Raw genomic sequence first — 25,838 nt, 5'->3', positions numbered from 1 at the left:
GACCTGATATTATGGCTCGTTTTTTCATCGACCGCCCGGTCTTTGCCTGGGTGATTTCCATCTTGATCATGGGGATCGGCCTTTTGTCGATCTTCACCCTGCCCGTGGCGCAATATCCTCAGATCGCGCCGCCCTCCGTCTCCGTGCGGGCGACCTATCCGGGCGCCTCTGCGGAAACGGTGGCAAATACCGTCACCCAGATCATCGAACAACAGATGACGGGTCTCGACGGTATGCGCTACATGTCTTCCTCCTCCACCTCGTCGGGCTCCTCGCAGATCACACTGACCTTCGAGACCGGCACCGACCCGGACATCGCGCAGGTGCAGGTGCAGAACAAACTGTCACAGGCCACGGCTTTGCTGCCCGATGCGGTGCAACGTCAGGGTGTGACCGTGCAGAAATCCTCCGCCGGCTTCCTGATGGTGATCGGGGTGATTTCCGAGGATGGCAGCATGGATCAGTCCGACCTCTCGGACTATCTGAACTCCAACCTCGTGGATGCCTTCAGCCGGATCGAAGGCGTGGGTGGCACACAGGTGTTTGGCGCAAAATACGCCATGCGCATCTGGCTCGATCCGTCGAAACTTGCCGCGTTTGACATGACGCCGACGGATGTGACTGGTGCAATCTCCGGCTACAACGCCCAAATCTCCGCTGGCTCTTTCGGCTCCATGCCGTCGCCTGACGGTCAGGCCTTTACCGCCACGATCACGGCGCAGTCCCTGTTGGAGACCCCGGAAGATTTCCGCAACATCATTCTGCGCTCAGAACAGGGCGGCGGGCTTGTGCTGCTCGAAGATGTGGCCCGTGTCGAAGTCGGCGCGGAAAACTACATGACCATCGCGGAATATAACGGCAAACCGGCCTCCGGCATGGCGATCCAGCTGGCACCGGGCGCCAACGCGCTCGACACCTCGCACCGCGTGCGTGAGATGGTCGAGGAATATGCCGAATATTTCCCCGAGGGCATGACCTATGTGATCCCTTACGACACCACGCCCTTCATCGAGATCTCGATTCACGAGGTGCAGAAAACCCTGATCGAAGCCATCATCCTGGTGTTCTTCGTGATGCTTCTGTTCCTGCAAAACCTGCGCGCGACGCTCATCCCGACGCTCGCCGTGCCGGTCGTGATCCTCGGCACCTTCGCGATCCTCGCGGCCTTCGGGTTCTCGATCAACGTCCTGACGATGCTCGCCATGGTGCTGGCCATCGGCCTGTTGGTCGATGACGCCATCGTGGTGGTGGAAAACGTCGAACGCATCATGGAAGAAGAGGGCCTCGGGCCCCGTGAAGCGACCAAGAAATCCATGAGCCAGATCACCGGCGCATTGGTCGGCATCGCACTCGTGCTTTCCGCCGTGTTCGTGCCCATGGCCTTCTTCGGCGGCTCCACCGGTGTGATCTATCGCCAGTTCTCGATCACCATCGTCTCCGCGATGATGCTCTCTGTGCTTGTGGCCTTGACGCTGACGCCCGCGCTCTGTGCGACGCTTCTGCGCGGCAAGGACGTGCATCACACGGCGCGCGGCCCGTTCGGCTGGTTCAACAAGGTCTTCGACAAGCTCTCCGGCGGCTACGGCGGTACGGTCGGCTACATCATCCGCCGTCCGCTGCGCATGGTGGCGGTCTACGCCCTCATGGGCGGTGGCATCGTCTGGCTGTTCATGCAGACCCCCACCGGGTTCCTGCCGGACGAAGATCAGGGTATCATGATGGCGCTGGTCCAAGGCCCGTCGGGTTCGACCGCAGAGAACACTCAGGCCGCCACCGATCAACTCCGCGACTATTTCCTCTCCGCAGAGAGCGACAATGTGGACTCGGTCTTCTCCGTCGTCGGCTTCTCCTTCGCTGGTGTGGGACAAAACAACGGCCTCGCCTTTGTGCGTCTCAAGGACTGGGAGGAACGCCCCGAAGCGCAGCAATCCGTGCAAGCCATGGCGGGCCGTGCCTTCCCGGCGATGATGGGCATCCAAGAAGCCATGGCCTTCCCCATCGTGCCGCCTGCGGTGATCGAACTGGGCAACGTCTCGGGTTTTGACTTCTACATTCAGGCCCCGGCCGGTCAGAGCCACGAACAGCTTCTGGAGGCCCGCAACCAGCTTTTGGGCATGGCCACACAAAGCCCGCTCATCGCCTCCGTGCGCCCCTCGGGTCTTGAGGATGCGACCCAGTTCAAACTGGACATCGACTGGCGTGCGGCGGGTGCCATGGGGGTTGATCCCTCCGAGGTCGGCAACACCTTGTCGATCGCGATGGCTGGCTCCTACGTCAACGACTTCAACGATCAGGGCCGCACCAAGCGCGTCTATGTGCAGGGTGAGGCCGAGTCCCGGGCGACCCCGAGTGACTTGCAGAAATGGCGGGTTCGCAACAGCTCCGGCGAGTTGGTGCCGTTCTCGAACTTCACCTCCGAGCGCTGGATCTACGGTCCGCAGGGTCTGAACCGCTACAACGGCACGCCGTCGATGCAGATTCAGGGCTCCCCTGCCCCGGGCGTCTCCACCGGCGAAGCCATGTCAGAAATCGAAAACCTCGTGGCGCAAATCCCCGGCAACTTTTCGGTCGCCTGGACCGGTCTGTCGCTCGAGGAACGCGAATCCGGTTCGCAGGCGCCGATGCTCTACATGCTTTCCTTGGCGGCGATCTTCTTCTGTCTCGCGGCGCTTTATGAAAGCTGGGCGATCCCCTTCTCCGTCATGCTCGCCATGCCGGTGGGGATCTTGGGCACGCTCTTCACCGCCTGGCATTTCGGCTTCCAGAACGGTGTGTTCTTCCAAGTGGGTCTTTTGACCGTGATCGGTCTGACCGGCAAGAACGCCATTCTGATCGTCGAGTTCGCAAAAGAACAGGTCGAGGCCGGGCATGATCTTCTTGAGGCTGTGCTGACCGCCGCGAAACAGCGTTTCCGCCCGATCGTCATGACCTCCATGGCCTTCTCCTTGGGCGTTGTGCCGCTGGTTCTGTCCACGGGCGCAGGCGCCGGTGGCCGGATGGCCGTGGGCGCAGCCGTGCTCGGCGGCACCATCACCGGCACGGTTCTGGGCATCCTCTTCGTGCCGCTGTTCTTCGTGATCATCACCAAGATCTTCGGCACCAAAAAGAAACTGGCCTGATCCGCACCACATATCATCCAAAAGGCCGGGCACATTGCCCGGCCTTTTTTGTTTTTGTTCTCCCGATTATTTGCCCTGCAAGAACTGCTCAAAAGCCTTGAGAGATTGCTCTGAGACGTGATGTTCGATCCCCTCGGCATCCAGTTCCGCCACCTCTTCGGGCACCCCCACGGCCACCAAAAGCGCCACCACGGTCCGATGCCGCGCGCGCACACGCTCCGCCAGCGCTGCGCCCTCTTCGGTCAGAAACACGCCGCGGTAAGGTCGCGAGGTGGCAAAACCTTCGCGTTTGAGCCGCGCGACGGCCTTGGTCGCGGTCGGCTGCGCGACGCCCATGCGTTCGGCGATGTCCGCCACCCGCGCCTCGCCCAGTTCTGCGATCAGATCGCCGATCATCTCGACGTAATCCTCAATGAGGGCCACGGATTGCGCCTCTCGCGCGCGTGCAAAGCGATCCGCCTGATCCACCTCTGTCATCGCCTCTCCCCTTTGCTGCGTCTGCAAAAACTTCGATTGATTTAAATATAGCATAGGCTATATATCATCCATAGGGCAATAGATGTGAGTCCCATGCAAAACGCCACACGGCAATCCTCCGGCCGACAGGATCTGACGCGCAGAACCCAAAACGGCATCACCGCCGTCCTCACTGGACAGCGCCACGGCTGGCGCAGCCGGTTGCTCTTTGCCGGTCCCGCGATCATCGCCTCTGTCGCCTATATGGACCCCGGCAATTACGCGACCAACATCCAAGCCGGTGCGGGCTATGGCTATACGCTTCTCTGGGTCGTGCTCTTGGCCAACCTCATCGCCATGCTGTTTCAGGCGCTTTCCGCGCGGCTTGGCATCGTCACCGGCAAAAACCTCGCCGAATTGTCCCGCGATCACCTGCCCCGGCCTCTGGTCTGGGTCATGTGGGCGGTGAGCGAGGTGGCCGCCATGGCCACCGATCTCGCAGAGTTCCTGGGCGGCGCCATTGGGCTTGCGCTTTTGTTCAACCTGCCGCTGATCGTCGGCATGGGGATCACCGCGATTGTGACCTATAGCATCCTGATTTTCGAGGGCCGCGGGTTTCGCCCGATGGAACTGATCATCGGCGCCATGGTGGGCCTCATAGGCCTCTGTTATCTCGCGGAAATCCTCATCGCCCCCATCGACTGGGGCGCCACGGCGACCGGCCTTGTGACGCCCAATCTGCCCGACACTGCCGCGCTGACCATCGCCGTCGGCATCATCGGTGCGACCGTGATGCCCCATGCGATCTACCTGCACTCCGGCCTGACGCAATCGCGCGCCGTGATGCGGGACGACACCGACCGGCGGCGCGTTTTGAGCTATTCCAACACCGAAGTGGTTCTGGCCCTCGCCGTCGCAGGCATGGTCAATATGGCGATGGTCATGATGGCCGCCAGCGCCTTTCACCAAGGCCATTCCGAGGTGGCCGAGATCGAAACCGCCTATCACACGCTCACGCCGCTTTTGGGCGCGGCGGCCGCCGCGATTTTCCTGACCTCGCTGATTGCCTCGGGGATTTCCTCGTCAGTCGTGGGCACCATGGCCGGTCAGATGATCATGCAGGGCTTCCTGCACATCCGCATCCCGATTTGGCTCCGGCGTCTGATCACCATGGTCCCGGCCTTTGCCGTGGTCGCCATGGGGGTAAACGCCACCGAGGCCTTGGTGATGTCGCAGGTCGTGCTGTCCATCGCCCTGCCCGTGCCGATGCTGGCGCTCTTGTATTTCTCAGCTAAGCGCGACGTGATGGGGGCGTTTCGGATCGGGCCGGTCTTGCGCGTGCTGGCCGTCCTGGGCGCCTGCGCCGTCCTGGGCCTCAACTTCGTACTGTTGGCTGAAACCTTCGGTCTGCCCATTCCCTTCCTCGCGAATTGAACGCACACAAAAAAAGCCGAGGCAATGCGCCCCGGCTTTCATCGTCCTCCGAGACAAAGCTCAGGTGATCACGTCGGGCGCATTGCGCTCATGTTATGACGTCGGGCGCATTCCGGCCCGTGCGGCTGCGAATTTCCGCGAGCTTATCCGCCGCCGAGATGATCCCCGACAGCGCGTTCTGCGGGTTGTCCTGCAACGCCGCCGCCTTGGTTTCGACCTTTTCCAGATAGACCCGGAGCGTCGCGCCTTCGGTGCCCGTGCCCGAGAGGCGGAACACGATGCGTCCGCCGTCGGTGAAGAGGATGCGAATGCCTTGGCCTTCGGAGCGCGAGCCATCGACCGGATCGTCATAGGCAAACTCATCGGCGGTCTCGATGGTCATCCCCTCGATCACCCGCCCCGGCTGGTTCGGCAGACGCGTCCGCAGCGCCTCCATCAAACCATTGGCGGCATCGCTGTCCACCGCCTCGTAATCATGGCGCGAATAGTAGTTGCGCCCATATTTGGCCCAGTGATCGGCCATGATCTCGGCCACGGATTGATCGCGCGCGGCCAGCACGTTGAGCCAAAACAGCACGGCCCAAAGCCCGTCCTTTTCGCGCACGTGATCCGAGCCTGTGCCCGCACTTTCCTCGCCACAAAGCGTCGCGCGGCCTGCGTCCAGAAGGTTGCCAAAGAACTTCCACCCCGTCGGCGTCTCGTAGCATTCGATCCCGGCGGCATGAGCGACGCGGTCCAGCGCGCGGGACGTCGGCATGGAGCGCGCCACGCCCTTGAGCCCGTCCTTGTAGCCCGGCACCAAAGTGGCGTTGGCGGCCAGCACAGCAAGGCTGTCCGAGGGCGTCACATAGGCATTGCGGCCGACGATCATGTTGCGGTCGCCGTCGCCATCGGAAGCTGCGCCAAAGTCAGGTGCATCCGAAGAGAACATCAAATCCATCAGTTCCTTGGCCCAGATCGGGTTCGGGTCCGGGTGACCGCCGCCAAAGTCCGGCGAGGGCACGGCGTTGACGACCGATCCCTCTGGCGCACCCAGAGAGCCTTCGAGAATGGCCTTGGCATAAGGCCCGGTAACCGCGTGCATGGCGTCGAACCGCAGGGTGAAGCCGGAGGCAAAGAGATCGCGGATCGCTTCGAAATCAAAGATTTCTTCCATCATAAGATGATAATCCGCCACCGGGTCGATCACCTCGATCTCCATGCCGAACATCGTCGTCACGCCAAGCTTCGACAGATCGACATCCTGCGCCTCGCAGATCGCATATTCACTCAGGCTCTGCGTCTCTTCGAAAATCTTCTGGGTGATATTTTCTGGTGCCGGGCCACCGTTGGCGGTGTTGAACTTGACGCCGAAATCTTCGGTCGGCCCACCCGGATTGTGCGAGGCGGACATGATGATGCCGCCGTTCGTGCCGCGCGTGCGAATGAGGTTCGAGGCCGCCGGCGTGGACAAAAGCGCATTCTGGCCGATGATGACCTTTTTCGCGCGATTGGCCGCCGCCATGCGCAGGATCACCTGGGCCGCGCGTTCGTTGAAATAGCGCCCGTCACCCCCCAGAACATAGGTCTTGCCTTCCGCGCCGCCCGTGCCGTTGAAAATCGCCTGAACGAAGTTTTCGAGGTAATGCGGCTGCATGAAGACAGGCGTTTTCTTGCGCAGCCCGGAGGTGCCGGGTTTCTGGCCTTCGATGGGGGTCGTGGCAACCACTTGGCGGGTCATGGCGTATTGTTCCTCTCTTCGGTCTTTTTATCGGTCGTTCTGGCGCATGATCTCGGCCACACGATCCAGTTTCTTATGTTTGGCCAGCGCCTTCGCGCCGCCCGGCAGCCTGAGCCGCCAGTTCGGGTATTCACTGGTGGTCCCCGGCAGGTTCTGTTGATCCACCATATCAAGAATCACTTCGGCTTGCACCGCGACAAGTCGCGAGGGCGTGCGGGCCAGAAAGTCATGCAGCGCATCCTGTCCGGTGTTCAGCTCCACCTCGGGCAAAAGCCGATCAAGCGCCTCGACCTCGCGGGTGCGGTGGCCCTGATCTTTCGAAGTCTGGGCATTGTCGAGACTGCCGATCCGGGCGCGTGCCGTGATGTCGGCCCCTTGACGCCAGCCCATCCATGTCGGTAGGTCATGGGTCGAAAACGACGCAATCGCCGCCTGGTCATACTCCTGCGCCGGTTTAAACTCCGGGTCGTCCCATTGCCAGCGCTCAAACATCGCCACGCGACAGCCCAAGACCCCCGACCCGGCCAACGCATCGCGCAGCCCGTCGGGGATATTGCCCAAATCCTCGCCGATGATGATCCCGCCCGCGCCGCCATTGCCGCGCGCCGCCTCGATCCGGGCGACGGCCAACATCGAGTCGCGTGGCATGGTCACATAGGAGCCGGGCGCGTTTTGCGGCACCCAAAACGTGCGCTCGAAGCCAAGGATGTGATCGACCCGCAGCATGCCGGAGACGCGCAATTGCCGCGCGAAGGTCTCCGCCAGAGGCGCATAGGCCTTGTCCCGAAGCGTGATCGGATTGAACGGTGCGAGGCCCCAGTTCTGCCCCTCGGCAGAAAACGCATCGGGCGGCGCGCCCAAGGACGCTCCAAAGGCAAAGCTGTCGCGATCTTCCCATGTTTCCGCGCCATGCGGATGGGTACCAACCGCCAGATCGACGTAAAGCCCATGGCTCATCCCCGCCGCTTTGGCCTGCGCCTGCGCTTCTGTGAGGGCCGCTTCGGCCCGCCATTGCAGCCAGCTGTGAAAGCCGATCTCGGCTTTCAACTCGGCCCGCGCGGCGGTGCATTCCGCACTTTCCGGGTCCTGATAGGCCTCCGGCCAGCCCGACCAGAACGGCCCGAAACGATCCGAGAGGGCCTGATGCAGAGCAAAGGTTTCAAGCGAGCGCCCCTCGGCCTCAAGATAGTCTGTGAACGCTTTGGACCCCTTATCTTTTTCAAACGCCTCGCGCAGCGCCTGAAGCCGCGCCGGGCCGTCGTTTTCATAGTCGACAAGAGGGTTTGACGCCCCGCCCGAGGTCTTGAGGTGCAGCACATTGAGGCGCCGACGATGCGACGGCGTATAGGGGCTAAAGAGGCCCGGATCGGCGGGAAAGCCCGCATGCACCGGGTTCATGCCTAGAAAACTGCCGCCTCTTTCGCCAAGCCCCTGCACCAAGGGCAGAAGGTCGTCATAAGAGCCGATGCCTTCGGGTGAAAGCGCATAAAGCGGCACAGTCATGCCCCAGGCGCGATCCGGCAGAGGGATGGTCACAGGCGCGGCCAAAAGCGTGATCCGCTGGACCCCATGCGGCAGATCGGCCTCGAGGTGATGGATGCCCAAAGGCACAACAGGCAGGGCACCAGCCCCCCGCCCCTCGGTCTTTGTGCCATCTTCAAAAGTGAGCCGCCATGTGGCCTCGCCAATGTCGACCCAGGGCTTGGTCCCCGCCTCGAACACGATGTCCCACGGCAGCCAGGCATCGCCCGCGTCAAGATGCGCTCGGGCCTCGGCCTCTGTGTCGGCCTTGATCCCGAGAGCGGCCAAAAGCGCCACGGCGGTCTCCACGGAAGTCTCATGATAGACCCCCATCTGGTCGTAATAATTGGCGTGAATGCCGCGCGCATAGGCCAATTCGAGGCGCAGATCAGTCATTATAGGCCTCCAGTTCCAGAACCAATGTGCTCTCGCAGGCGGCCTGTATCATCGGGGCGTCGACCACTTCGCCGTCGATCTCCGGGTGCGCCGTGTCGATCCAAAGCCGCCAGCGCCGCCCATCCGGGCAGGCCGGAAGATGGACCGGCACCGCAGGGCCACGGTTGAAAATCAGGAACAAAGCTTCTTCGCGCTGTGCATAGGCCGGCGTGCCGGAAGCGATCCGCATTTCGACACAGAGCGTTTTCAGATCGGACCAAGCCCAATCGGCATCCGTCATCGGCGCGCCATTGGCCCGCCACCAGAACAGATCCTCGATACCGTCCACGATGCGTTCGCGGGCGTGCAGAAACCGTTTCTGCCGCAGGATCGGGTGTTCGCGACGAAACGCGATCAGGCGGCGCACGAAATCGAGGAACTCGGGATCGGATTGCGACCAGTCGATCCAGCCGATCTCATTGTCCTGACAATAGGCGTTGTTGTTGCCCTTTTGGCTGTTGCCCAGCTCGTCCCCGGCCAAGAGCATCGGTGTGCCTTGGGAAAACATCACGGTCGCCAAGAGGTTACGCCGCCGTTGCGCGCGCGCGGCCAAGATCGCGGGATCGTCGGTCGGGCCTTCGACGCCCATATTGTCGGACGCATTGTCGCCATGGCCGTCGCGGTTGCCCTCGCCATTGGCCTCATTGTGTTTCTGGGTGTAGCTGACCACATCGGTGAGGGTGAAGCCATCATGCGCAGTGACGAAATTGACCGACGTTGTGGCGGGCCGCCCGGAATGGTCGAATTGCAGCGCCGAACCGGTGATCCGGTCGGCCAGCACCGCGACATGCCCCGCATCCCCGCGCCAGAACCGCCGGATGCCATCGCGAAACTTGTCGTTCCATTCCAGAAACGGCGGCGGAAAGCCCCCGACGCGGTAGCCACCGGGACCGATGTCCCACGGTTCGGCGATCAGTTTCACGCGGGTCAGAACCGGGTCCTGACGGATCGCGTCAAAAAAGGACGCGCCCCTATCAAAGCCCGTCGGCGTGCGGCCCAAAGTGGTGCAAAGGTCGAAACGGAAGCCATCGACATGCATCTCCTCGACCCAGTACCGCAAGCTGTCCAACACCATGCGCAGCACCATCGGGTGGTCGATGTTGAGCGTGTTGCCGGTGCCAGTGTCGTTGATGTAATAGCGCGGATTGTCGGCGAGGCGGTAATAGCTTCGGTTATCAAGGCCGCGAAACGACAGCGTCGGGCCCAACTCATTGCCCTCGCCGGTGTGGTTGTAAACCACATCCATGATCACCTCGATGCCGGCGGAATGCAGCCGTGCGACCATGTGCTGAAACTCGGCAATTTGGTCATGTGCAAGGTAACGCGGATCGGGGGCGAAGAAGCCAAGTGTTTGATAGCCCCAGTAATTCACCAAGCCCTTCTCGACCAGAAACCGGTCATTGAGAAAGGCCTGCGCGGGCAGCAACTCAATCGCCGTGACGCCGAGTTTCACCAGATGATCGAGGATCGCATCAGAAGCGAGGCCCAGAAATTTGCCCTTGTGCTGCACATCCGGGTGGAGCTGGGTCAGGCCTTTGACATGGGCCTCGTAGATCACCGATTTCGACGTCGACGTGCGCGGCGCCTTGTCCCGGCCCCAGGCAAAGAGCACATCCTCGACCACGCAGCGCGGCATGTAACGCGCGGAATCGCGTTTATCGAAGGACAGATCGACCTCTTTGTCCCCGACCTTGTAGCCCATCACCGCGTCATGCCAGTCGAGATGCCGGGTCAGCCGTTTGGCGTAAGGGTCGAGCAAAAGCTTGTTGTAATTGAACCGATGCCCCTCATAGGGCGCGTAAGGCCCGTCGGCGCGCAGCCCGTAGAGCTGACCGGGCCTGAGCCCCGGCACATAGCCGTGCCAGACATCGCCATCGCGTTCCGGAAGATCGAGGCGATGCGTTTCCACCCGCCCGTCCGGCGAAAAGAGGCAAAGCGTGATGCGGTGTGCATGTTCGGAAAACACCGCAAAATTGACGCCCTCGCCGTCAAACGTCGCGCCCAAAGGCGCGGCATGGCCGCCGAGGATCGTCAGGGAACTCATGCGCGGGCGTCCTCGCTATCGTTCTCAACCATCTGTTTGAACAGCGCCGCATAGGCCTTGGCCGAGGTGTCCCAGCCCACGGGTTGCGCCATGGCGTTTTTCATCATCTGCGGCCAGACGTCTGTGTCGCGGTAGAGATCGCACAGCCGGGTCAACCCCATCGAAAGCGCCTCTTTTGTCAGCGGATAGACCTGCAAACCCGTCGCCACGCCCGCCGAGAGCGCCGCCGGATTGGCGTTGATCACCGTGTCGGCCAGCCCGCCGGTGAGCGTCACCACCGGGATCGTCCCGAACCGCAACCCGTACATCTGGGTCAGACCACAGGGTTCAAAGCGCGAGGGCACGAGGATCGCATCACCGCCTTCGATGAGACGTCGCGCGAAGGCTTCGTCATAACCGATGCGCACGGCGACGCCGGGGTATTTCTCTGCGGCATTGCGAAAGGCCGCCTCAAAATGCGGCTCACCCGAGCCCAAAAGCGCCAATTGACCGCCCTGCTCCAACAGGCTCGGCAGCGCCTCGAGCAGAAGATCAAAGCCCTTTTGCCCGGTCAGTCGCGAGATCACAACGCACAGCGGGCCGTCGCTGTCCGGCAGGTGAAGCTCCTCGCGCAGCGCCGCCTTGTGTTTGTCCTTGCCCTTGGGCGATGTGTAGGAGGGCTTCCAGAGGTCGAGGTCGATCCCGTTGAGAATGCCGGAAAAATCCGCGCCGCGAGAGGCCAGAACGCCCTCCATCCCAAGCCCGAACGCCCCGTCCATCAGTTCGCGCGCATAGGTGGGCGAGACGGTCGTCACCTTGGTCGAGGTCATGATCCCGGCTTTGAGCGTCGAGATTTGCCCCCAATATTCATAGCCGCCCTCGGTGAACCCCTGTGGTGGCAGGCCCAGTGTGCCGATCATATCGGCGCCGAAACAGCCCTGAAACGCGACGTTGTGGATGGTCATCAGCGTTTTGACCCGCTCGGCGGCGCCCAGTTCGCGCAGATAAATGGGCGTCAGACCCGCCTGCCAATCGTGCATATGGATCGCCTGCGGGACCCAGTCCTCGATGCCATGCGCGGCGATCATTGCGGCGGCCAGAGAGAGCGCGGCAAAGCGCTGCGCATTGTCGCCCCAGTCGTGCCCATCAGGACCGATGTAGAGCGAGCCGTCGCGGTCATAGAGATGCGGCGCGTCCAAAATATAGAGCACCTGACCGCCGAGCGTGCCGCGCCGGATGCGGGCAAAGCCGCCGAAGAGGTCCCAGACCTCGAACACGGTTTCGGCCTCGGGCTGCGCCTCCAAGACGGCGCGATAGCCCGGCAAAAGCGTGCGCATCTCGACGCCCAGAGGCGCCAAGGCGCCGGGCAAAGCCCCCGCCACATCGGCCAAGCCGCCGGTTTTCACCAGCGGCACACATTCGGACGTCACAGAGAGAACGCGGATCATCGCCATTATCCTCTGGCCCTCGCGTCGATCATCTCTTGGGTGATCAGTGTCACGCCACCGGGCGAGACGCGGAACCACTTGGCATCGACCTCCGGGTCCTCGCCCACGACGAGGCCTTCGGGCACATGCACCCCGCGATCAATGACCACGTTTTTCAACCGGCAATGCCTTGAAATATAGGCCTTTGGCAAGACAACGGCGCGTTCCAGAGAGGAATAGGAATTGGTCATCACATGGGTGAACAACAGGCTTTCGCGGATTTCCGTCCCCGAGATGATGCACCCGCCGGAGACCATGGAACTCACCGCAGAACCGCGCCGGTCGGGGCGGTCGTGGATGAATTTCGCAGGCGGCGTGTTCTCCGAATAGGTCCAGATCGGCCAGTCGCGGTCCCAGAGATCCAGTTCCGGCGTAAAATCGGTCAGGTCGATATTGGCCTTCCAATAGGCGTCAATCGTGCCGACATCGCGCCAATAGGCCGGCGCATCCGGGTGGCGCACGCAGCTGTCGGTGAAACGATGCGCCTGCGCCTTGCCTTTCGAGACCAGCTCGGGGATCAGATCGTTGCCGAAATCATGGCTCGAATGCGGGTCTTCCATATCTTTCAGCAGGCGTTCGCGCAGGAATTTCCAGTTGAAAACATAGATGCCCATCGAGGCCAAAGATTTGGTCTCATCGCCCGGAATGCCGGGCGGATCGGCGGGTTTTTCCAAGAATGACGTGATGCGGTCCTTGTCATCGACGCCCATGACGCCAAAGGCCGAGGCCTCTTTGCGATCCACGGTGAGGCAGCCGACGGTGACATCGGCGCCGGTGTCCACATGCTGGCGGATCATCACTTCATAATCCATTTTATAGATGTGGTCGCCCGCAAGGATCAGGATGTAATCCACGTCGTAACTGTCGATGATGTCGATGTTTTGCGCCACCGCATCCGCCGTGCCGCGATACCATGTGCTTTCCTCATAGCGCTGGGACGCGGGCAGAATATCCAAGAATTCGTTGCGTTCGGCGCGAAAGAACGTCCAGCCGCGTTGAATGTGGCGAATGAGCGAATGCGCCTTGTATTGCGTCGCGATCGCCATCTTGCGAATGCCGGAATTCAGCGCGTTCGAGAGCGCGAAATCGACGATCCGGTTCTTGCCGCCAAAATAGACGGCGGGCTTCACCCGCTCGTTGGTCAACTCCTTGAGCCGCGAGCCGCGTCCGCCCGCGAGCACGAAGGCGACGGTGCGACCAGAGAGCCTGTTGCGCGTATGTGGCATCTGTTTCTCCTCTCACGTGCCCCTGACGGGTCACGCCCCATCCTTAATAAAAATCAATGTCGAGAGCGGCGGCACGCAAATCGTGGCCGCGGCAGGTTGGCCCTGCCAGTCCTGATCCTCACGCGTGGCGGTGACACCGCCCATATTGCCGCGCCCGCCGCCGCCGTAGCTTTGCGCATCGGTGTTGAGCGCCTCCTGCCAGCGGCCTTCCGAGGGGAAGCCGAGTTTATAGGCCATCCGCTCCACCGGCGTGAAGTTGCAGACCACGACGACCTCCGGATCGCCCGGAGTGCCGCGCCGGACCCAGGCATAGATCGAGGCCTCGGCATCGTTGGCCTCAATCCACTGGAACCCCTCGCCTTCGCAGTCTTTCGCATAAAGCGCGGGCGTGCCCTGATAAAGATGGTTCAAATCGCGCACGAGGCTTTGGACGCCCTCATGCATATGATAGCCCAAACAGGCCCAATCGATCTCCGCCTCGTGGTTCCACTCCTGCCATTGGGCGAATTCCTGCCCCATGAACAAAAGCTTCTTGCCCGGATGCGCCCACATAAAGCCGTAATAGGCGCGCAGGTTGGCGAATTTCTCCCACTCATCCCCCGGCATTTTCGAGAGCATGGATTTCTTGCCGTGGACCACTTCGTCGTGGCTGATCGGTAGGATGAAATTCTCGGAAAACGCGTAATGCAGGCCAAAGGTCATCTGGTGGTGGTGATATTTGCGATGCACCGGCTCGCGGGACATGTAGTCCAGCGTGTCGTTCATCCAGCCCATGTTCCATTTGTAGCCAAAGCCAAGCCCGCCCGTCTCCACCGGCGCAGACACGCCGGCATAGGCCGTGCTTTCCTCCGCCACGGTCATGATCCCCGGCACCTCGCCATAGGTCAGTGTGTTCATGGTTTGCAGCATGGAGATGGCTTCGAGATTCTCGCGCCCGCCCTGGGCGTTCGGAATCCACTGGCCCTCCTTGCGCGAATAATCGCGGTAGATCATCGAGGCGACCGCATCCACGCGCAGCCCGTCGATGTGATATTCCTCGAACCAATAAAGCGCGTTGGAGGTCAGGAAATTGGCCACTTCCAAACGGCCGTAATTGTAGATCAGCGTGTTCCAATCCTGATGGAACCCCTCGCGCGGGTCGGCATGTTCGTACAATGCCGTGCCGTCGAATTGCCCCAATCCATGGCTGTCCGTCGGGAAATGCCCCGGCACCCAGTCGATCAGGATGCCAAGCCCCGCCTCATGCGCCGCGTTCACCAGATCGCGGAACTCATGCGGCGGACCGAAGCGCACGGTGGGCGCAAAAAGCCCCACGGGTTGATAGCCCCAGGAGCCATCGAACGGATATTCCGAGATCGGCATCAGCTCGATATGGGTGAACCCCATGTCTTTGGCGTAGCCCACCAGCTCGACCGCCGCCTCTTTATAAGAGATCGGGCGCGCGCCGCCGTAAGCGTTTTCCTTGTGCTTCCACGAGCCAAGCTGCACCTCGTAGATCGAGATCGGCTTGTCGCGGCTCTGGACGGACTGGCGGGTTTCCAACCACGCCGCGTCGGACCAGCCGTAGCCCTTGATGTCGCGCACCACGGAGGCCGTTTCCGGCGGGTGCTGGCTGCCGAAACCGACGGGGTCGGCCTTGAGATGTACTTCGCCGTAAGCGCCGATCACCTCGTATTTATAAGACGTGCCCTCGCCGACGCCGGGCATGAAAATCTCCCACACCCCCGTGGCGCCGCGACGGCGCATGACGTGACGACGCCCGTCCCAGGCGTTAAAATCGCCCACCAAAGAGACGCGTCGCGCGTTGGGCGCCCAAACCGCGAAATGCGTGCCTTCCGCGCCCTCATGGTCCATCACATGGGCGCCAAGCGCTTTCCAGATGTGGTGATGCGTGCCCTCGCCGAGCAGGTATTCGTCGATCTCGCCCAGAACCGGACCAAAGCGATAGGCGTCCTCGATGGTCCAGATCACGGAGCCATGCCGCCCTTCGAGCAGGTAGGGTTTGGTGCCAGAGACTTTGCCGTGAAACAGCCCCGCGTAGCCGGTCACCGGCGCCAGCGGATAGCGTTTGCCGTCTGAGAGCGCGGTGATCTCTTCGGCGCCCGGATCGAAGGCGGTCACAAACCGCACCCGACCCTTTTTGTGCGGCCCCAAAATGGCGAAGGGATCGTCGAAACGACCTTCACACATCTGAGACAAAATCTTCGCGTCTGCAAAGTCGTGATCTTGTGCCGGAGCCATGCGAAATTCCTTTGTTCACGGCAAGATTAAAGGATTCGGACCCCCGCACAATCCTTTGATTTTACGTAAGAAGACTTTCAGCTCCCCAAATATCGCACATGTAACCGCGGATTGTGCGATCAGAGGAGAACCAGCCCGAGCGCGCGGTGTTCAGCGCCGCCATTTTAGCCCAGGATTTGGGGTTCAGATAGGCTTTGTCCACCTCGCGTTGGGCGCGCCAATAGTCGGTGAAATCGGAGCAGACGAGGAAGTAATCCGACCAGGTCAGATTGTCGGCGATATGGGTGTAGCGGCCCGGGTCCTCGGGGCTGAAGGTGCCATCTCTGAGCGCCTGCAAAGCGCGGCCCAGACGCGGGTCGGCATGGATCGCCTGTTGCGCGTGATCGTGGATCATCCGACGCTGCATCACCTCATCGGCCAACATGCCGAAGAGAAAGAAATTCTCCTCGCCGACATGGTCGCGAATTTCCACATTGGCGCCATCGAGCGTGCCGATGGTGGGCGCGCCATTGAGGGCAAATTTCATATTGCCGGTGCCGGAAGCCTCCTTGCCCGCCGTCGAGATTTGTTCCGACAGATCGGCGGCAGGCACCAGACGTTCGGCCAGCGTCACGTTGTAGTTCGGCAGGAACACCACCTGCAAGACATCGCGCGTCGCGGCATCGGCATTGACCAGTTTGGCAACGTCGTTGATCAGCCGGATGATGTCTTTCGCAAAGTGATACCCCTGCGCCGCCTTGCCCGCGAAAATCTTGACCCGCGGTGCCCAATCGGCGTTCGGGTTGTCCTTGATTTCCTGCCAATGGGCGATGGTCTCAAGGATATTGAGGTGCTGGCGTTTGTATTCGTGCATCCGCTTGATCTGGATATCGAACATGGCCTCGGGATTGAGTTTGAGGCCGTGCGCCTCGGCCACATAGTCGCAGAGCGCGGCTTTATTGGCGGATTTCACGCCCATGAACCGGTCGAGCCAGCCCGTGTCCTCGATGGACGGTTCAAGCTTTTTCAACTGCTCAAGATCCGCAATCCATTCTCTGCCGATGGTCTCCGTGATCAGCCCCGAGAGACCGGGATTACAGGAATGCAGCCAGCGGCGCGGGGTCACGCCGTTGGTCTGATTGACGATCCGCTCCGGGTGCAGCGCGTTGAGTTCCTTGAACACCGTCTTTTTCATCAGATCGGAGTGCAGCGCGGAAACGCCGTTCACCTTATTGGCCATGATGAAGGACAGCTCGCCCATCTTGACCTGACCGTCGGAGCGCGACGACAGCGTTCGGTGCGGATTGGCGCGGTAATGGGCGTCGTCGATGCGGTTGATGATGTCGATGTGACGCGGCAGAAGACGCCCGAACAGGCGCTCGTCCCACCGCTCCAAAGCCTCAGGCAAAAGCGTGTGGTTGGTGTAGTTGATACAGCCGTGGACGATCTCAAGCGCCTCCTCAAAGGACAGACCCCGTTCGTCATGCAGGATGCGCAACAGCTCAGGCCCGGCAATCGCCGGATGCGTGTCGTTGAGCTGGATCGCGATCTTTTTCGGCAGCAGTTTCAAATCGTTATGATGGCTGTCAAAACGACGTAGGATGTCGCGGATCGAGGCGGCGGAGAAGAAATATTCCTGCTTGAGACGCAGTTCTTTCCCGGCCTCGTTGCTGTCCTCCGGGTAAAGCACGCGCGAGATGGTCCGCGCCAGCGCTTCGTGTTCGGAAGCGGCGGCAAAATCGCCGGAGTTGAACAGGTCCAGATCAAAGGGATCGACCGCGCGGCCCGACCAGAGCCTGAGCGTGTTGGCCCAGCGTCCCTGCCAGCCGACGATGGGGGTGTCAAAGGCTTCGGCCTGAATCATTTCGGAGGGGCGCCAGATCGGCTTGCCATTCTCATAGGCGACATCGCCACCGAACCCGATGTTGATGCGCACTTCCGGGCGCTCGAATTCCCACGGGTGCGGCTCCTGGAGCCACGTCTCCGGGCTTTCGACCTGACGGCCCTCGACAAAGCTCTGTTTGAACAGCCCGTTCTCGTAGCGGATGCCATAGCCATAGGCCGGACAGCCCAGTGTCGAGAGGCTGTCGAGGAAACAGGCCGCAAGCCTCCCAAGCCCACCATTCCCAAGCGCCGCATCCGGTTCGTCATCCAGAATGGTGCGCATGTCCATGCCAAAGCTCTCAAGCGCCTCTTTCACCTCCTCGACCATATCGAGGTTGAAAATCCCGTCTTCCAAAAGCCGCCCAATCAGGAATTCCATCGAGAGGTAATAGACCCGCTTGCCGTCTTGCTCATAGGTCTTGCGCGTCGAGGCGACCCAAGTGTCAACAATCCGATCCCGGATCGCATGGCTCAAGGCCATCCGCCAATCGAAGAACTGCGCGTGTTCCGGGTCCTTGCCCATCGTATAGGTGAGATGCTGAAGAAGAGCGTCGCGGAAATTCGGGGTCTGGGCAGTTCGCACCATGGATCACCTTATGACTAAAAGAGAGGGGGAGAACACTCGTAAGACACTGTTTCCTCACCAGCTAAGACCTAAAGTTTCGCTATGGCAAGGTGGCCCTCTTCATTTTCTGGCTGCGGTGCGGCATTTGCATCCTAATCGAACATTTGAAGACATCTGCCCCCTGACATCGCCTGTTCCAGCAGCAAATGTGCATTGATCCCGGCCAAAACCCGCCGCATCGTCTTTCTCTCCCCCTTCCTAGGCGCAGAGTATGAATGTTTTATGCAGGCGCTTTCAAATATCAGGCGGGTCTTCGCCTCAAAACAGCGGGCTGACGCCGATCACCGGCCCATGGGCCATGATCAAACCGCCATAGAGCAAAAGCCCCGCCAAAAGACGCAGGATCACCTTCGAGGACAGCGGCCAGAGCAGCCGCGAGATCGGCAGGGCGCGGGTCTCGGCCCAGAGCCGGTCGTATTTGGCCCCCATCACGCGCCGCTTGCGCCCTGTGATCATCTTGCCTCCCAGCACAGCAAAACCCGCAGCATGCGCAGGGCAAGCTCGTGCGCTGTGGCCGGGGTCGGATTTTCGACGTGGCGGTGGACGCGCGCAAGGACTCTGAGACCTACGGGCATTGGTATGGCGAGGAACTGTCGTTTGAGAACGGCGTGCAGCTCTGGATTCCGGCCGGGTTCCTGCATGGGTTCATGACCTTGGAGCCCGACAGTGAGATCATCTACAAATGCACCGATCACTATGCGCCCGAGTGCGACGGCGCGGTGAAATGGGACAGCTGCGACATCGACTGGCCGCTGGACGGGATCACACCGGTGATCTCGGAAAAAGACGAAAAAGCACAAGAGTTTGCGGCCTTTGAGACGCCGTTCACGAAGGACAAGACATGAAGCTATTGGTAACGGGTGGCGCGGGGTTCATTGGCTCTGCGGTGGTACGATTGGCAATCTCACGCGGACATGAGGTGATCAATGTCGATGCGTTGACCTATGCGGCCTGTCTCGACAATGTGGCCTCTGTCGCCGAGGGCCCACTTTACGCCTTTGAACAGGTCGATATTCGCGACCGTGAGGGTCTGGACAGGGTCTTTGCCCAACACAAACCCGACGCGGTGATGCATCTGGCCGCCGAAAGCCATGTCGACCGCTCCATCGACGGGCCGGGAGATTTCATCGAGACCAACATCACCGGCACCTTCAACATGCTGGAAGCGGCGCGCAAATATTGGATTGAGGCGGGCAAGCCGAAGGATTTCCGCTTTCACCACATCTCCACCGATGAGGTCTTTGGCTCTCTGCCCGCAGACAAATCCGTGCAATTCACCGAAGACACGCCCTATGATCCGCGCTCGCCCTATTCGGCGTCGAAAGCCAGCTCGGATCATCTGGTGCGCGCCTGGCATGAGACCTATGGCTTGCCCGTCGTGCTGACCAATTGCTCGAACAATTACGGCCCCTATCATTTCCCCGAAAAACTGATCCCGGTGATCATCCTCAACGCTTTGGCCGGAAAACCGCTGCCGATCTACGGCGACGGGTCCAATATTCGCGACTGGCTCTATGTCGAGGATCACGCCGACGCGCTTTTGCTCGTGGTGGAAAAGGCACGATCGGGCGCAGCTACAACATCGGCGGCGAGAATGAGCGGAGCAATCTTGAGCTGGTGCAAACGCTCTGTGCCATTCTCGATGAAAAGCGCCCGAAAGACACCGGGTCCTACGCCGATCAGATCACTTTCGTGACGGATCGTCCGGGCCATGACGCGCGCTATGCGATCGATCCGACCCGTATCCGCGACGAGCTTGGCTGGCGGCCATCCGTGACGGTCGAGCAAGGGCTGACACAGACGGTAGACTGGTATCTCGACAACGAAGCGTGGTGGCGCGCGCTGCAAGATCGCCACGGCGTCGGTGAACGTTTGGGAGTAAAGGCATGATTGTTTTCGGAAAATCCGGTCAGGTGGCGACAGAGCTTGCGCGGCTCCTGCCCAAGGCCACATTCCTGAGCCGTGAGGAGGCCGATCTCAGCGACCCCGCGTCCTGCGCGCAAAAAATTCGGGATCTCAAACCCGATGCGGTGATCAATGCCGCCGCCTACACCGCCGTGGACAAGGCCGAAGAAGAAGAGCCCCTCGCCCATCTGATCAACGCCGCCGCCCCCACCGCCATGGCCGAGGCCTGTGCCGAGCTGGGCATTCCCTTCGTGCAGATTTCGACGGATTACGTGTTCGACGGCGCGGGCGAGACCGGTTTTGCGCCGGAGCATCCGACCGAGCCTTTGGGGGCCTATGGCCGCACCAAACTTGCGGGCGAAAACGGTGTGCGCGCGGCAGGCGGCGCTTTCGCGATCCTGCGCACCTCCTGGGTGTTCTCGGCGCACGACAATAATTTCGTCAAGACCATGCTGCGCCTCGCCGAGACCCGCGACACTCTGACGGTGGTCTCCGATCAGATCGGCGGCCCGACCTCTGCGCGCGCCATCGCGCATGCCTGTGTCGCCATCGCCGAGCGGTTGAAACGGGACGAGGGCGTGGCCGGGACCTATCATTTCAGCGGCACGCCGGACGTGAGCTGGGCCGACTTCGCCCGCGAAATTTTCGCCCAAAGCGGCAAACACATCGCGGTGCAGGACGTCCCAAGCTGCGACTACCCGACACCCGCCGCACGTCCCGCCAACAGCCGCCTCGACTGTCGCACGACCGAGGCCGTGTTCGGCATCCCGCGTCCCAACTGGCGCGAAGAGCTGGCTCTGGTGCTCAGCGATCTGGAGGTGCAAAAATGACCGACCGCAAAGGCATCATCCTCGCAGGCGGCTCCGGCACGCGGCTTTATCCATTGACCATGGCGGTGTCGAAACAGCTCATGCCGGTCTATGACAAACCGATGATCTACTATCCCTTGTCGGTTCTCATGCTGGCAGGCATTCGCGAGATCGCGGTGATCACCACACCCGAAGATCAGCACCAGTTCCAACATCTTTTGGGCGACGGCAGCCAATGGGGCCTGTCGCTCACCTATATCCAACAGCCCTCCCCCGACGGTCTGGCGCAGGCCTATCTTTTGGCCGAAGACTTCCTCGATGGTGCGCCGTCCGCGATGGTCTTGGGCGACAATATCTTTTTCGGTCACGGCCTGCCGGAAATGTTGGCCGCCGCGGATGCGCGCGACACGGGTGGCACGGTGTTTGGCTATCACGTCGCCGATCCCGAGCGCTACGGTGTTGTGAAATTCGACCGCGATGGCATGGTCGAGGAGATCATTGAGAAACCCGAGGTGCCGCCGTCGAATTACGCCGTCACAGGCCTCTATTTCCTCGATGGCGATGCGCCGCGCCGGGCGCGGGAGGTCAAACCCTCTGCCCGCGGCGAGTTGGAAATCGTCACCCTTCTGGAAAGCTATCTCAAGGACGGCACGCTGTCCGTGGAACGTATGGGGCGTGGCTATGCTTGGCTCGACACGGGCACCCATGGCTCGCTGTTGGATGCGGGCAACTTCGTTCGGACACTGGCGCTGCGTCAGGGGATGCAATCGGGCTGTCCCGAAGAGATTGCCTATACCCAAGGCTGGATCGACGACGCGCAGATGGCGAAACATGCTGAGATGTTCCAGAAAACCGCCTATGGCACATATCTCAAAACGCTGATGCGTCAGAAACAGATCTGAGCCTCAGCGCCCTGTCACGCCTCTGGAAGCGGTGGGTTGGTTTGCTCCACCACCGCTTCCATCGCCACGAAGGTTGAGGTGGATTGCACATGCGGCAGGCTGGAGATTTTGCGCCCCATGACCTCGCGGTAGGCTTCCATCGAGCCGGTGCGCACCTTTAGGAGATAATCGAAATTGCCCGCAATCATGTGGCATTCGGCGATCTCCGGCACGTTTTTCACCGCCGCGTTGAATTTGCTGAGCGCCGCATCGCGGGTATCGTCCAGCTTGACCTCGACAAAGGACACATGGCTCAGCCCCAGCCGCTGCGTCGACAGGATCGCGCGATAACCGACGATGACCCCCGCCTGCTCCAGCGCCTTGACCCGCAGCGCAACCGGGTTCTTGGACAGGCCAACCCTTTGGCTCAACTCGGTTAAAGACATCCGGGCGTCGGTTGCCAGACAGTCGAGAATCTTCCGGTCGTAACGATCGAGATCTTTTTCCATTGCACCATGAAATCCGAATTTTTTGGTCACTTAGACGCGCCTAAAGCACGATAATGGGAAAAAGAGCAAGTTTAAATCCTGTATAGTGAAAGGAACGCACCCTCTCTTTTTAGGATTACGCAGATGGGCCACCCGCTTTCCCTGACGGACTTGATGTCCTCTCTGTCCACCACCAAATTCGCCCCCGAAGCCGATGTGCTGGACGCTTTGATCCGTCAGGCCGCCCTGCCCGAGGCACAGCGCGCCCGGATCACGGCCCGCGCCACCGAGCTTGTCCGCCGCATCCGCAAGGAATCCTCGCCGACGCTGATGGAGCATTTCCTCGCCGAATACGGGCTGTCGACCCGCGAAGGTGTGGCGCTCATGTGTCTGGCCGAGGCGATGCTGCGGGTGCCGGATCGCGAGACCATTGATGATCTCATTGAAGACAAGGTGGCGCCTTCTGATTGGGGCGAGCACCTCGGGCATTCCACCTCCGCTATGGTCAATGCCTCGACCTGGGCTTTGATGCTGACGGGCCGTGTGCTGGATGACGAGAAACCCGGCAGCGGCGTTGCAGGCACCCTTCGCGGCCTCGTCAAACGCATGGGCGAGCCGGTGATCCGCACCGCCGTCTCGCGCGCGATGAAGGAAATGGGCCAGCAATTCGTGCTGGGCCAGACCATCGAGGCCGCCATGACCCGCGCCAAGGGGCAAGAGGCCAAAGGCTACACCTACAGCTACGACATGCTGGGCGAAGCCGCGATGACCCAGGCGGATGCGGACGCCTATGCCAAGGCCTATTCCGATGCGATGAGTGCCATTGCGAAAGGCTGCACCAAAGGCTCCGTCGCCGACAATCCCGGCATTTCGGTGAAACTCTCCGCCCTGCATCCGCGCTATGACGTCGCCCAAGAGGCCCGCGTCATGGCCGAGCTTGTGCCTGTGCTGCGCGCCCTCGCCCGTCAGGCCCGCGCCGCTGGCATGGGCTTCAACATCGACGCCGAGGAACAGGCGCGGCTCACGCTGTCGCTCCGCGTCATCCGCGCCACGCTCGAAGACGAAGAGCTGGCCGGTTGGGACGGCTTTGGCATCGTGGTCCAGGCCTATGGCAAACGCGCAGGGCAAACGCTCGATTGGCTCTATCAGACCGCAGAGGAACTGGACCGCAAACTCATGGTGCGCCTCGTCAAAGGGGCCTATTGGGACACGGAAATGAAACTCGCGCAGGTCGAGGGGCATCCCGGTTTCCCGCTATTCACCACCAAGGACGCAACCGACGTCAGCTATATCGCCAACGCCAAGAAACTCTTGGGCTACAGCGACCGGATTTATCCACAATTCGCCGGGCACAACGCCCATACGGTCGCGGCGATCCTCGAACTCGCCCGCGAGGCCGGAAACCCCGCCTTTGAATTCCAGCGCCTGCACGGCATGGGCGAGCGGCTGCATGACATCGTGCTGAAAGACGAAACCACGCGGTGCCGCATCTACGCCCCCGTCGGCAAGCATCAGGACCTCTTGGCCTATCTCGTGCGGCGTCTGTTGGAGAATGGCGCCAACTCGTCTTTCGTGAACCAGATCGTCGATGAAAGTGTGACGCCCGAGGAGATCGCCCTCGACCCGTTCGTCTCCGTCCTCGACGCACAGGCGCCTGCGGGCCTCGTGCAGCCCTCCGAGATTTTCGGCGTGCGTGAGAATTCCAAAGGCTTCGACCTCAAGGACGAAAACACGCTGGCCCGGATCGAGGCCGCGCGGAAGGCCGCCTTCGACTTAAACGCCGCGCCGATGATCGCGGGCGAGGCCACTGGCACGTCCACCTCGGTCGTGAACCCGGCCACCGGCGAGACCGTGGGCGAGGTTGTGCAGGCCGATGCGAAAACCGTCTCTCGCGCTTTGGACGCCGCTGCACTTTGGGACGCCCCCGTGGCTGAGCGCGCCGCCGTGCTGCGCCGCGCTGCCGATCTTTATGAGGCGAACTTTGGCAAAATCTTCGCTGTTCTGGCGCGGGAAGCCGGGAAAAACCTGCCCGATGCCGTGGGCGAACTGCGCGAGGCGGTGGATTTCCTGCGCTACTACGCCGATGAGGCAGAGCGCCGTGCCGAGGCCAAACCTTTGGGTCGCGTGACCGCGATTTCGCCGTGGAACTTCCCGCTGGCGATTTTCACCGGGCAAATCTCGGCAGCACTTGCCATGGGCAATGCGGTTCTGGCGAAACCCGCCGAGCAAACGCCGTTGATCGCCGCGCTGGCCGTAGGCCTTTTGCATGAGGCGGGTGTGCCGGTGAGGGCGCTGCAACTCTTGCCCGGTGACGGCCCGACCGTGGGCGCGGCCCTCACCTCGGACCCGCGCATCGACGGCGTGGTCTTCACTGGCTCCACCGACACCGCGCAGGTGATCCGCCGCGCCATGGCCACCAACCTCGCCCCCGGCGCGCCGCTCATTGCGGAAACCGGCGGGCTGAATGCGATGATCGTCGACAGCACCGCGCTCCCCGAGCAAGCCGTGCGCGACATCGTGGCCTCGGCGTTTCAATCGGCGGGCCAGCGCTGTTCGGCGCTCAGATGTCTCTATGTGCAAGAGGACATCGCCCCCGCCCTCATAGAGATGATCAAAGGCGCGATGGATGAGCTTTCCGTCGGCAACCCTTGGGCTTTGTCCACAGATGTCGGCCCGGTCATCGACCGAGAGGCACGCGACCAGATCAAAGCCTATGTCGATGCCGCCGGGACCCGTGTGTTGCACCGCTTGACGGCCCCCACCGAGGGCACCTTTGTCGCGCCTGCTCTCATCGAGGTCGAAGGCATCGAAAGCCTCGAGCGCGAGGTCTTTGGCCCGGTGCTTCATATCGCGAGTTATAAGGCGCGGGACTTGGACAAGGTGATCGAGACGATCAACGCCACCGGTTATGGCCTGACCTTCGGTCTGCACACGCGGATCGATGATCGGGTGCAACAGGTCTGCGATGCGCTCCATGTTGGCAACCTCTATGTGAACCGCAACCAGATCGGCGCCATCGTCGGCTCGCAACCCTTTGGTGGTGAAGGCCTGTCGGGCACCGGGCCGAAAGCCGGGGGACCTCTCTACCTCAACCGCTTCTGTGCCGCGCCGTCTGAGGTCTCCACTGAGGTCTGGGACACAGCCACCGAGGCCGCCGCCCTTCAGCGTGCGATCACCGCGACGCCCCTGTCCGAAGCGCCGCTGTCGAAAGAACAACTGCCGGGGCCGACCGGTGAAGCCAACACGCTCTCGACCCACGCCCGCCCGCCCTTCCTCTGTCTGGGACCGGGGCGCGCCACAGCAGAGGCGCAGGCCAAGGCCGTCACCGCTCTGGGCGGGTTTGCGGTCATGGCAGAGGGCCTCGCCCCCACCCACGCGCTCAAAACCATCGACGGTTTCGGCGGCGTGATCTGGTGGGGCGATGCGGAGAAAGCCCGCGCCTACGGTCAGGCCCTGTCGCAGCGTCTGGGCGCGATCCTTCCGCTCGTGACGACCGCACCAGATGCCGCCCATGTGCTGCATGAGCGTCACCTCTGCGTCGACACGACGGCGGCGGGCGGCAATGCCGCGCTATTGTCGGGCGAGGCGTAAGCCGCCCCCGACCG

The 25,838-nt window shown here is 61.6% G+C and carries 15 protein-coding genes and 2 pseudogenes; 7 read left to right on the top strand and 10 right to left on the bottom strand.

Translation table 11 applies throughout. The features are described 5' to 3' along the window. The first annotated feature begins 11 nt into the window (after positions 1-11). Positions 12-3,119, top strand: a complete 3,108-nt coding sequence (locus tag LC094_RS03270; protein WP_226550231.1) for an efflux RND transporter permease subunit — start codon at positions 12-14, stop codon at positions 3,117-3,119. 66 nt (positions 3,120-3,185) lie between these two features. Here LC094_RS03270 and mntR read toward each other — a convergent pair whose 3' ends face one another. Beyond that, positions 3,186-3,650 (bottom strand): manganese-binding transcriptional regulator MntR, encoded by a 465-nt coding sequence (gene mntR / locus LC094_RS03265; RefSeq protein ID WP_226550229.1) that lies wholly within the window; start codon positions 3,648-3,650, stop codon positions 3,186-3,188. A gap of 39 nt (positions 3,651-3,689) precedes the next feature. Between mntR and LC094_RS03260 the strand changes: the two genes are divergently transcribed. Next, positions 3,690-5,009: an Nramp family divalent metal transporter gene (locus LC094_RS03260; protein WP_226550227.1), complete on the top strand. Its 1,320-nt coding sequence runs from the start codon at positions 3,690-3,692 to the stop codon at positions 5,007-5,009. Positions 5,010-5,097: 88 nt separating this feature from the next. On the opposite strand, the gene LC094_RS03255 is transcribed toward LC094_RS03260, so the two are convergent. The 8 genes from LC094_RS03255 to LC094_RS03220 all read right to left on the bottom strand — a co-directional run bounded on the left by LC094_RS03255 (position 5,098) and on the right by LC094_RS03220 (position 18,606). After that, complete coding sequence (locus LC094_RS03255) at positions 5,098-6,729, bottom strand: alpha-D-glucose phosphate-specific phosphoglucomutase (protein ID WP_226550225.1); 1,632 nt, start codon at positions 6,727-6,729, stop codon at positions 5,098-5,100. A gap of 27 nt (positions 6,730-6,756) precedes the next feature. Then, complete coding sequence (gene malQ, locus LC094_RS03250; RefSeq protein ID WP_226550222.1) at positions 6,757-8,646, bottom strand: 4-alpha-glucanotransferase; 1,890 nt, start codon at positions 8,644-8,646, stop codon at positions 6,757-6,759. Then, positions 8,639-10,729 carry a glycogen debranching protein GlgX gene (glgX, locus tag LC094_RS03245; protein ID WP_226550220.1) on the bottom strand — a complete coding sequence of 697 codons (2,091 nt, stop codon included), beginning with the start codon at positions 10,727-10,729 and terminating at the stop codon, positions 8,639-8,641. The genes malQ and glgX overlap by 8 nt, the downstream gene beginning before the upstream one ends. Beyond that, positions 10,726-12,156, bottom strand: a complete 1,431-nt coding sequence (gene glgA, locus LC094_RS03240) for a glycogen synthase GlgA (RefSeq protein WP_226550217.1) — start codon at positions 12,154-12,156, stop codon at positions 10,726-10,728. Before glgA ends, glgX begins: the two co-directional genes overlap by 4 nt. Before the next feature lie 5 nt (positions 12,157-12,161). After that, a complete protein-coding gene (gene glgC / locus LC094_RS03235; protein ID WP_226550214.1) occupies positions 12,162-13,421 on the bottom strand; it encodes a glucose-1-phosphate adenylyltransferase in 1,260 nt (419 codons plus the stop codon). Between the two features lie 30 nt (positions 13,422-13,451). After that, positions 13,452-15,662, bottom strand: a complete 2,211-nt coding sequence (gene glgB, locus LC094_RS03230) for a 1,4-alpha-glucan branching protein GlgB (protein ID WP_226550210.1) — start codon at positions 15,660-15,662, stop codon at positions 13,452-13,454. 61 nt (positions 15,663-15,723) lie between these two features. Beyond that, positions 15,724-18,111, bottom strand: a complete 2,388-nt coding sequence (locus LC094_RS03225; RefSeq protein ID WP_226550207.1) for a glycogen/starch/alpha-glucan phosphorylase — start codon at positions 18,109-18,111, stop codon at positions 15,724-15,726. Positions 18,112-18,408: 297 nt separating this feature from the next. After that, a complete protein-coding gene (locus LC094_RS03220; protein WP_264186331.1) occupies positions 18,409-18,606 on the bottom strand; it encodes an NnrU family protein in 198 nt (65 codons plus the stop codon). A 17-nt stretch (positions 18,607-18,623) separates the two neighbouring features. Here LC094_RS03220 and LC094_RS03215 point away from each other — a divergent pair. The 4 genes and pseudogenes from LC094_RS03215 to rfbA form a co-directional block, all read left to right on the top strand. Beyond that, a pseudogene (locus tag LC094_RS03215) lies at positions 18,624-18,995 on the top strand (dTDP-4-dehydrorhamnose 3,5-epimerase family protein); the annotation flags it as partial. Then, positions 18,992-20,040, top strand: a pseudogene (gene rfbB / locus LC094_RS03210) (dTDP-glucose 4,6-dehydratase). The pseudogenes LC094_RS03215 and rfbB, both read left to right, overlap by 4 nt. Continuing rightward, positions 20,037-20,885, top strand: a complete 849-nt coding sequence (gene rfbD, locus LC094_RS03205) for a dTDP-4-dehydrorhamnose reductase (RefSeq protein WP_226550205.1) — start codon at positions 20,037-20,039, stop codon at positions 20,883-20,885. The pseudogene rfbB and the gene rfbD overlap by 4 nt, the downstream one beginning before the upstream one ends. Further along, a complete protein-coding gene (gene rfbA / locus LC094_RS03200; protein ID WP_226550203.1) occupies positions 20,882-21,766 on the top strand; it encodes a glucose-1-phosphate thymidylyltransferase RfbA in 885 nt (294 codons plus the stop codon). Before rfbD ends, rfbA begins: the two co-directional genes overlap by 4 nt. 14 nt (positions 21,767-21,780) lie before the next feature. Here rfbA and LC094_RS03195 read toward each other — a convergent pair whose 3' ends face one another. Further along, positions 21,781-22,254 carry an Lrp/AsnC family transcriptional regulator gene (locus LC094_RS03195; protein ID WP_226550353.1) on the bottom strand — a complete coding sequence of 158 codons (474 nt, stop codon included), beginning with the start codon at positions 22,252-22,254 and terminating at the stop codon, positions 21,781-21,783. A gap of 123 nt (positions 22,255-22,377) precedes the next feature. On the opposite strand from LC094_RS03195, the gene putA reads away from it, so the two are divergent. Continuing rightward, positions 22,378-25,824 carry a bifunctional proline dehydrogenase/L-glutamate gamma-semialdehyde dehydrogenase PutA gene (gene putA / locus LC094_RS03190; protein WP_226550202.1) on the top strand — a complete coding sequence of 1,149 codons (3,447 nt, stop codon included), beginning with the start codon at positions 22,378-22,380 and terminating at the stop codon, positions 25,822-25,824. The last annotated feature ends 14 nt before the right edge of the window (positions 25,825-25,838 follow it).

The sequence above is a fragment of the Celeribacter naphthalenivorans genome, from assembly GCF_020524585.1.
Classification (GTDB): Bacteria; Pseudomonadota; Alphaproteobacteria; order Rhodobacterales; family Rhodobacteraceae; genus Celeribacter; species Celeribacter naphthalenivorans.
Note: the sequence above shows the minus strand (reverse complement) of the source record. Positions and strands in the feature narration are given on the sequence as shown.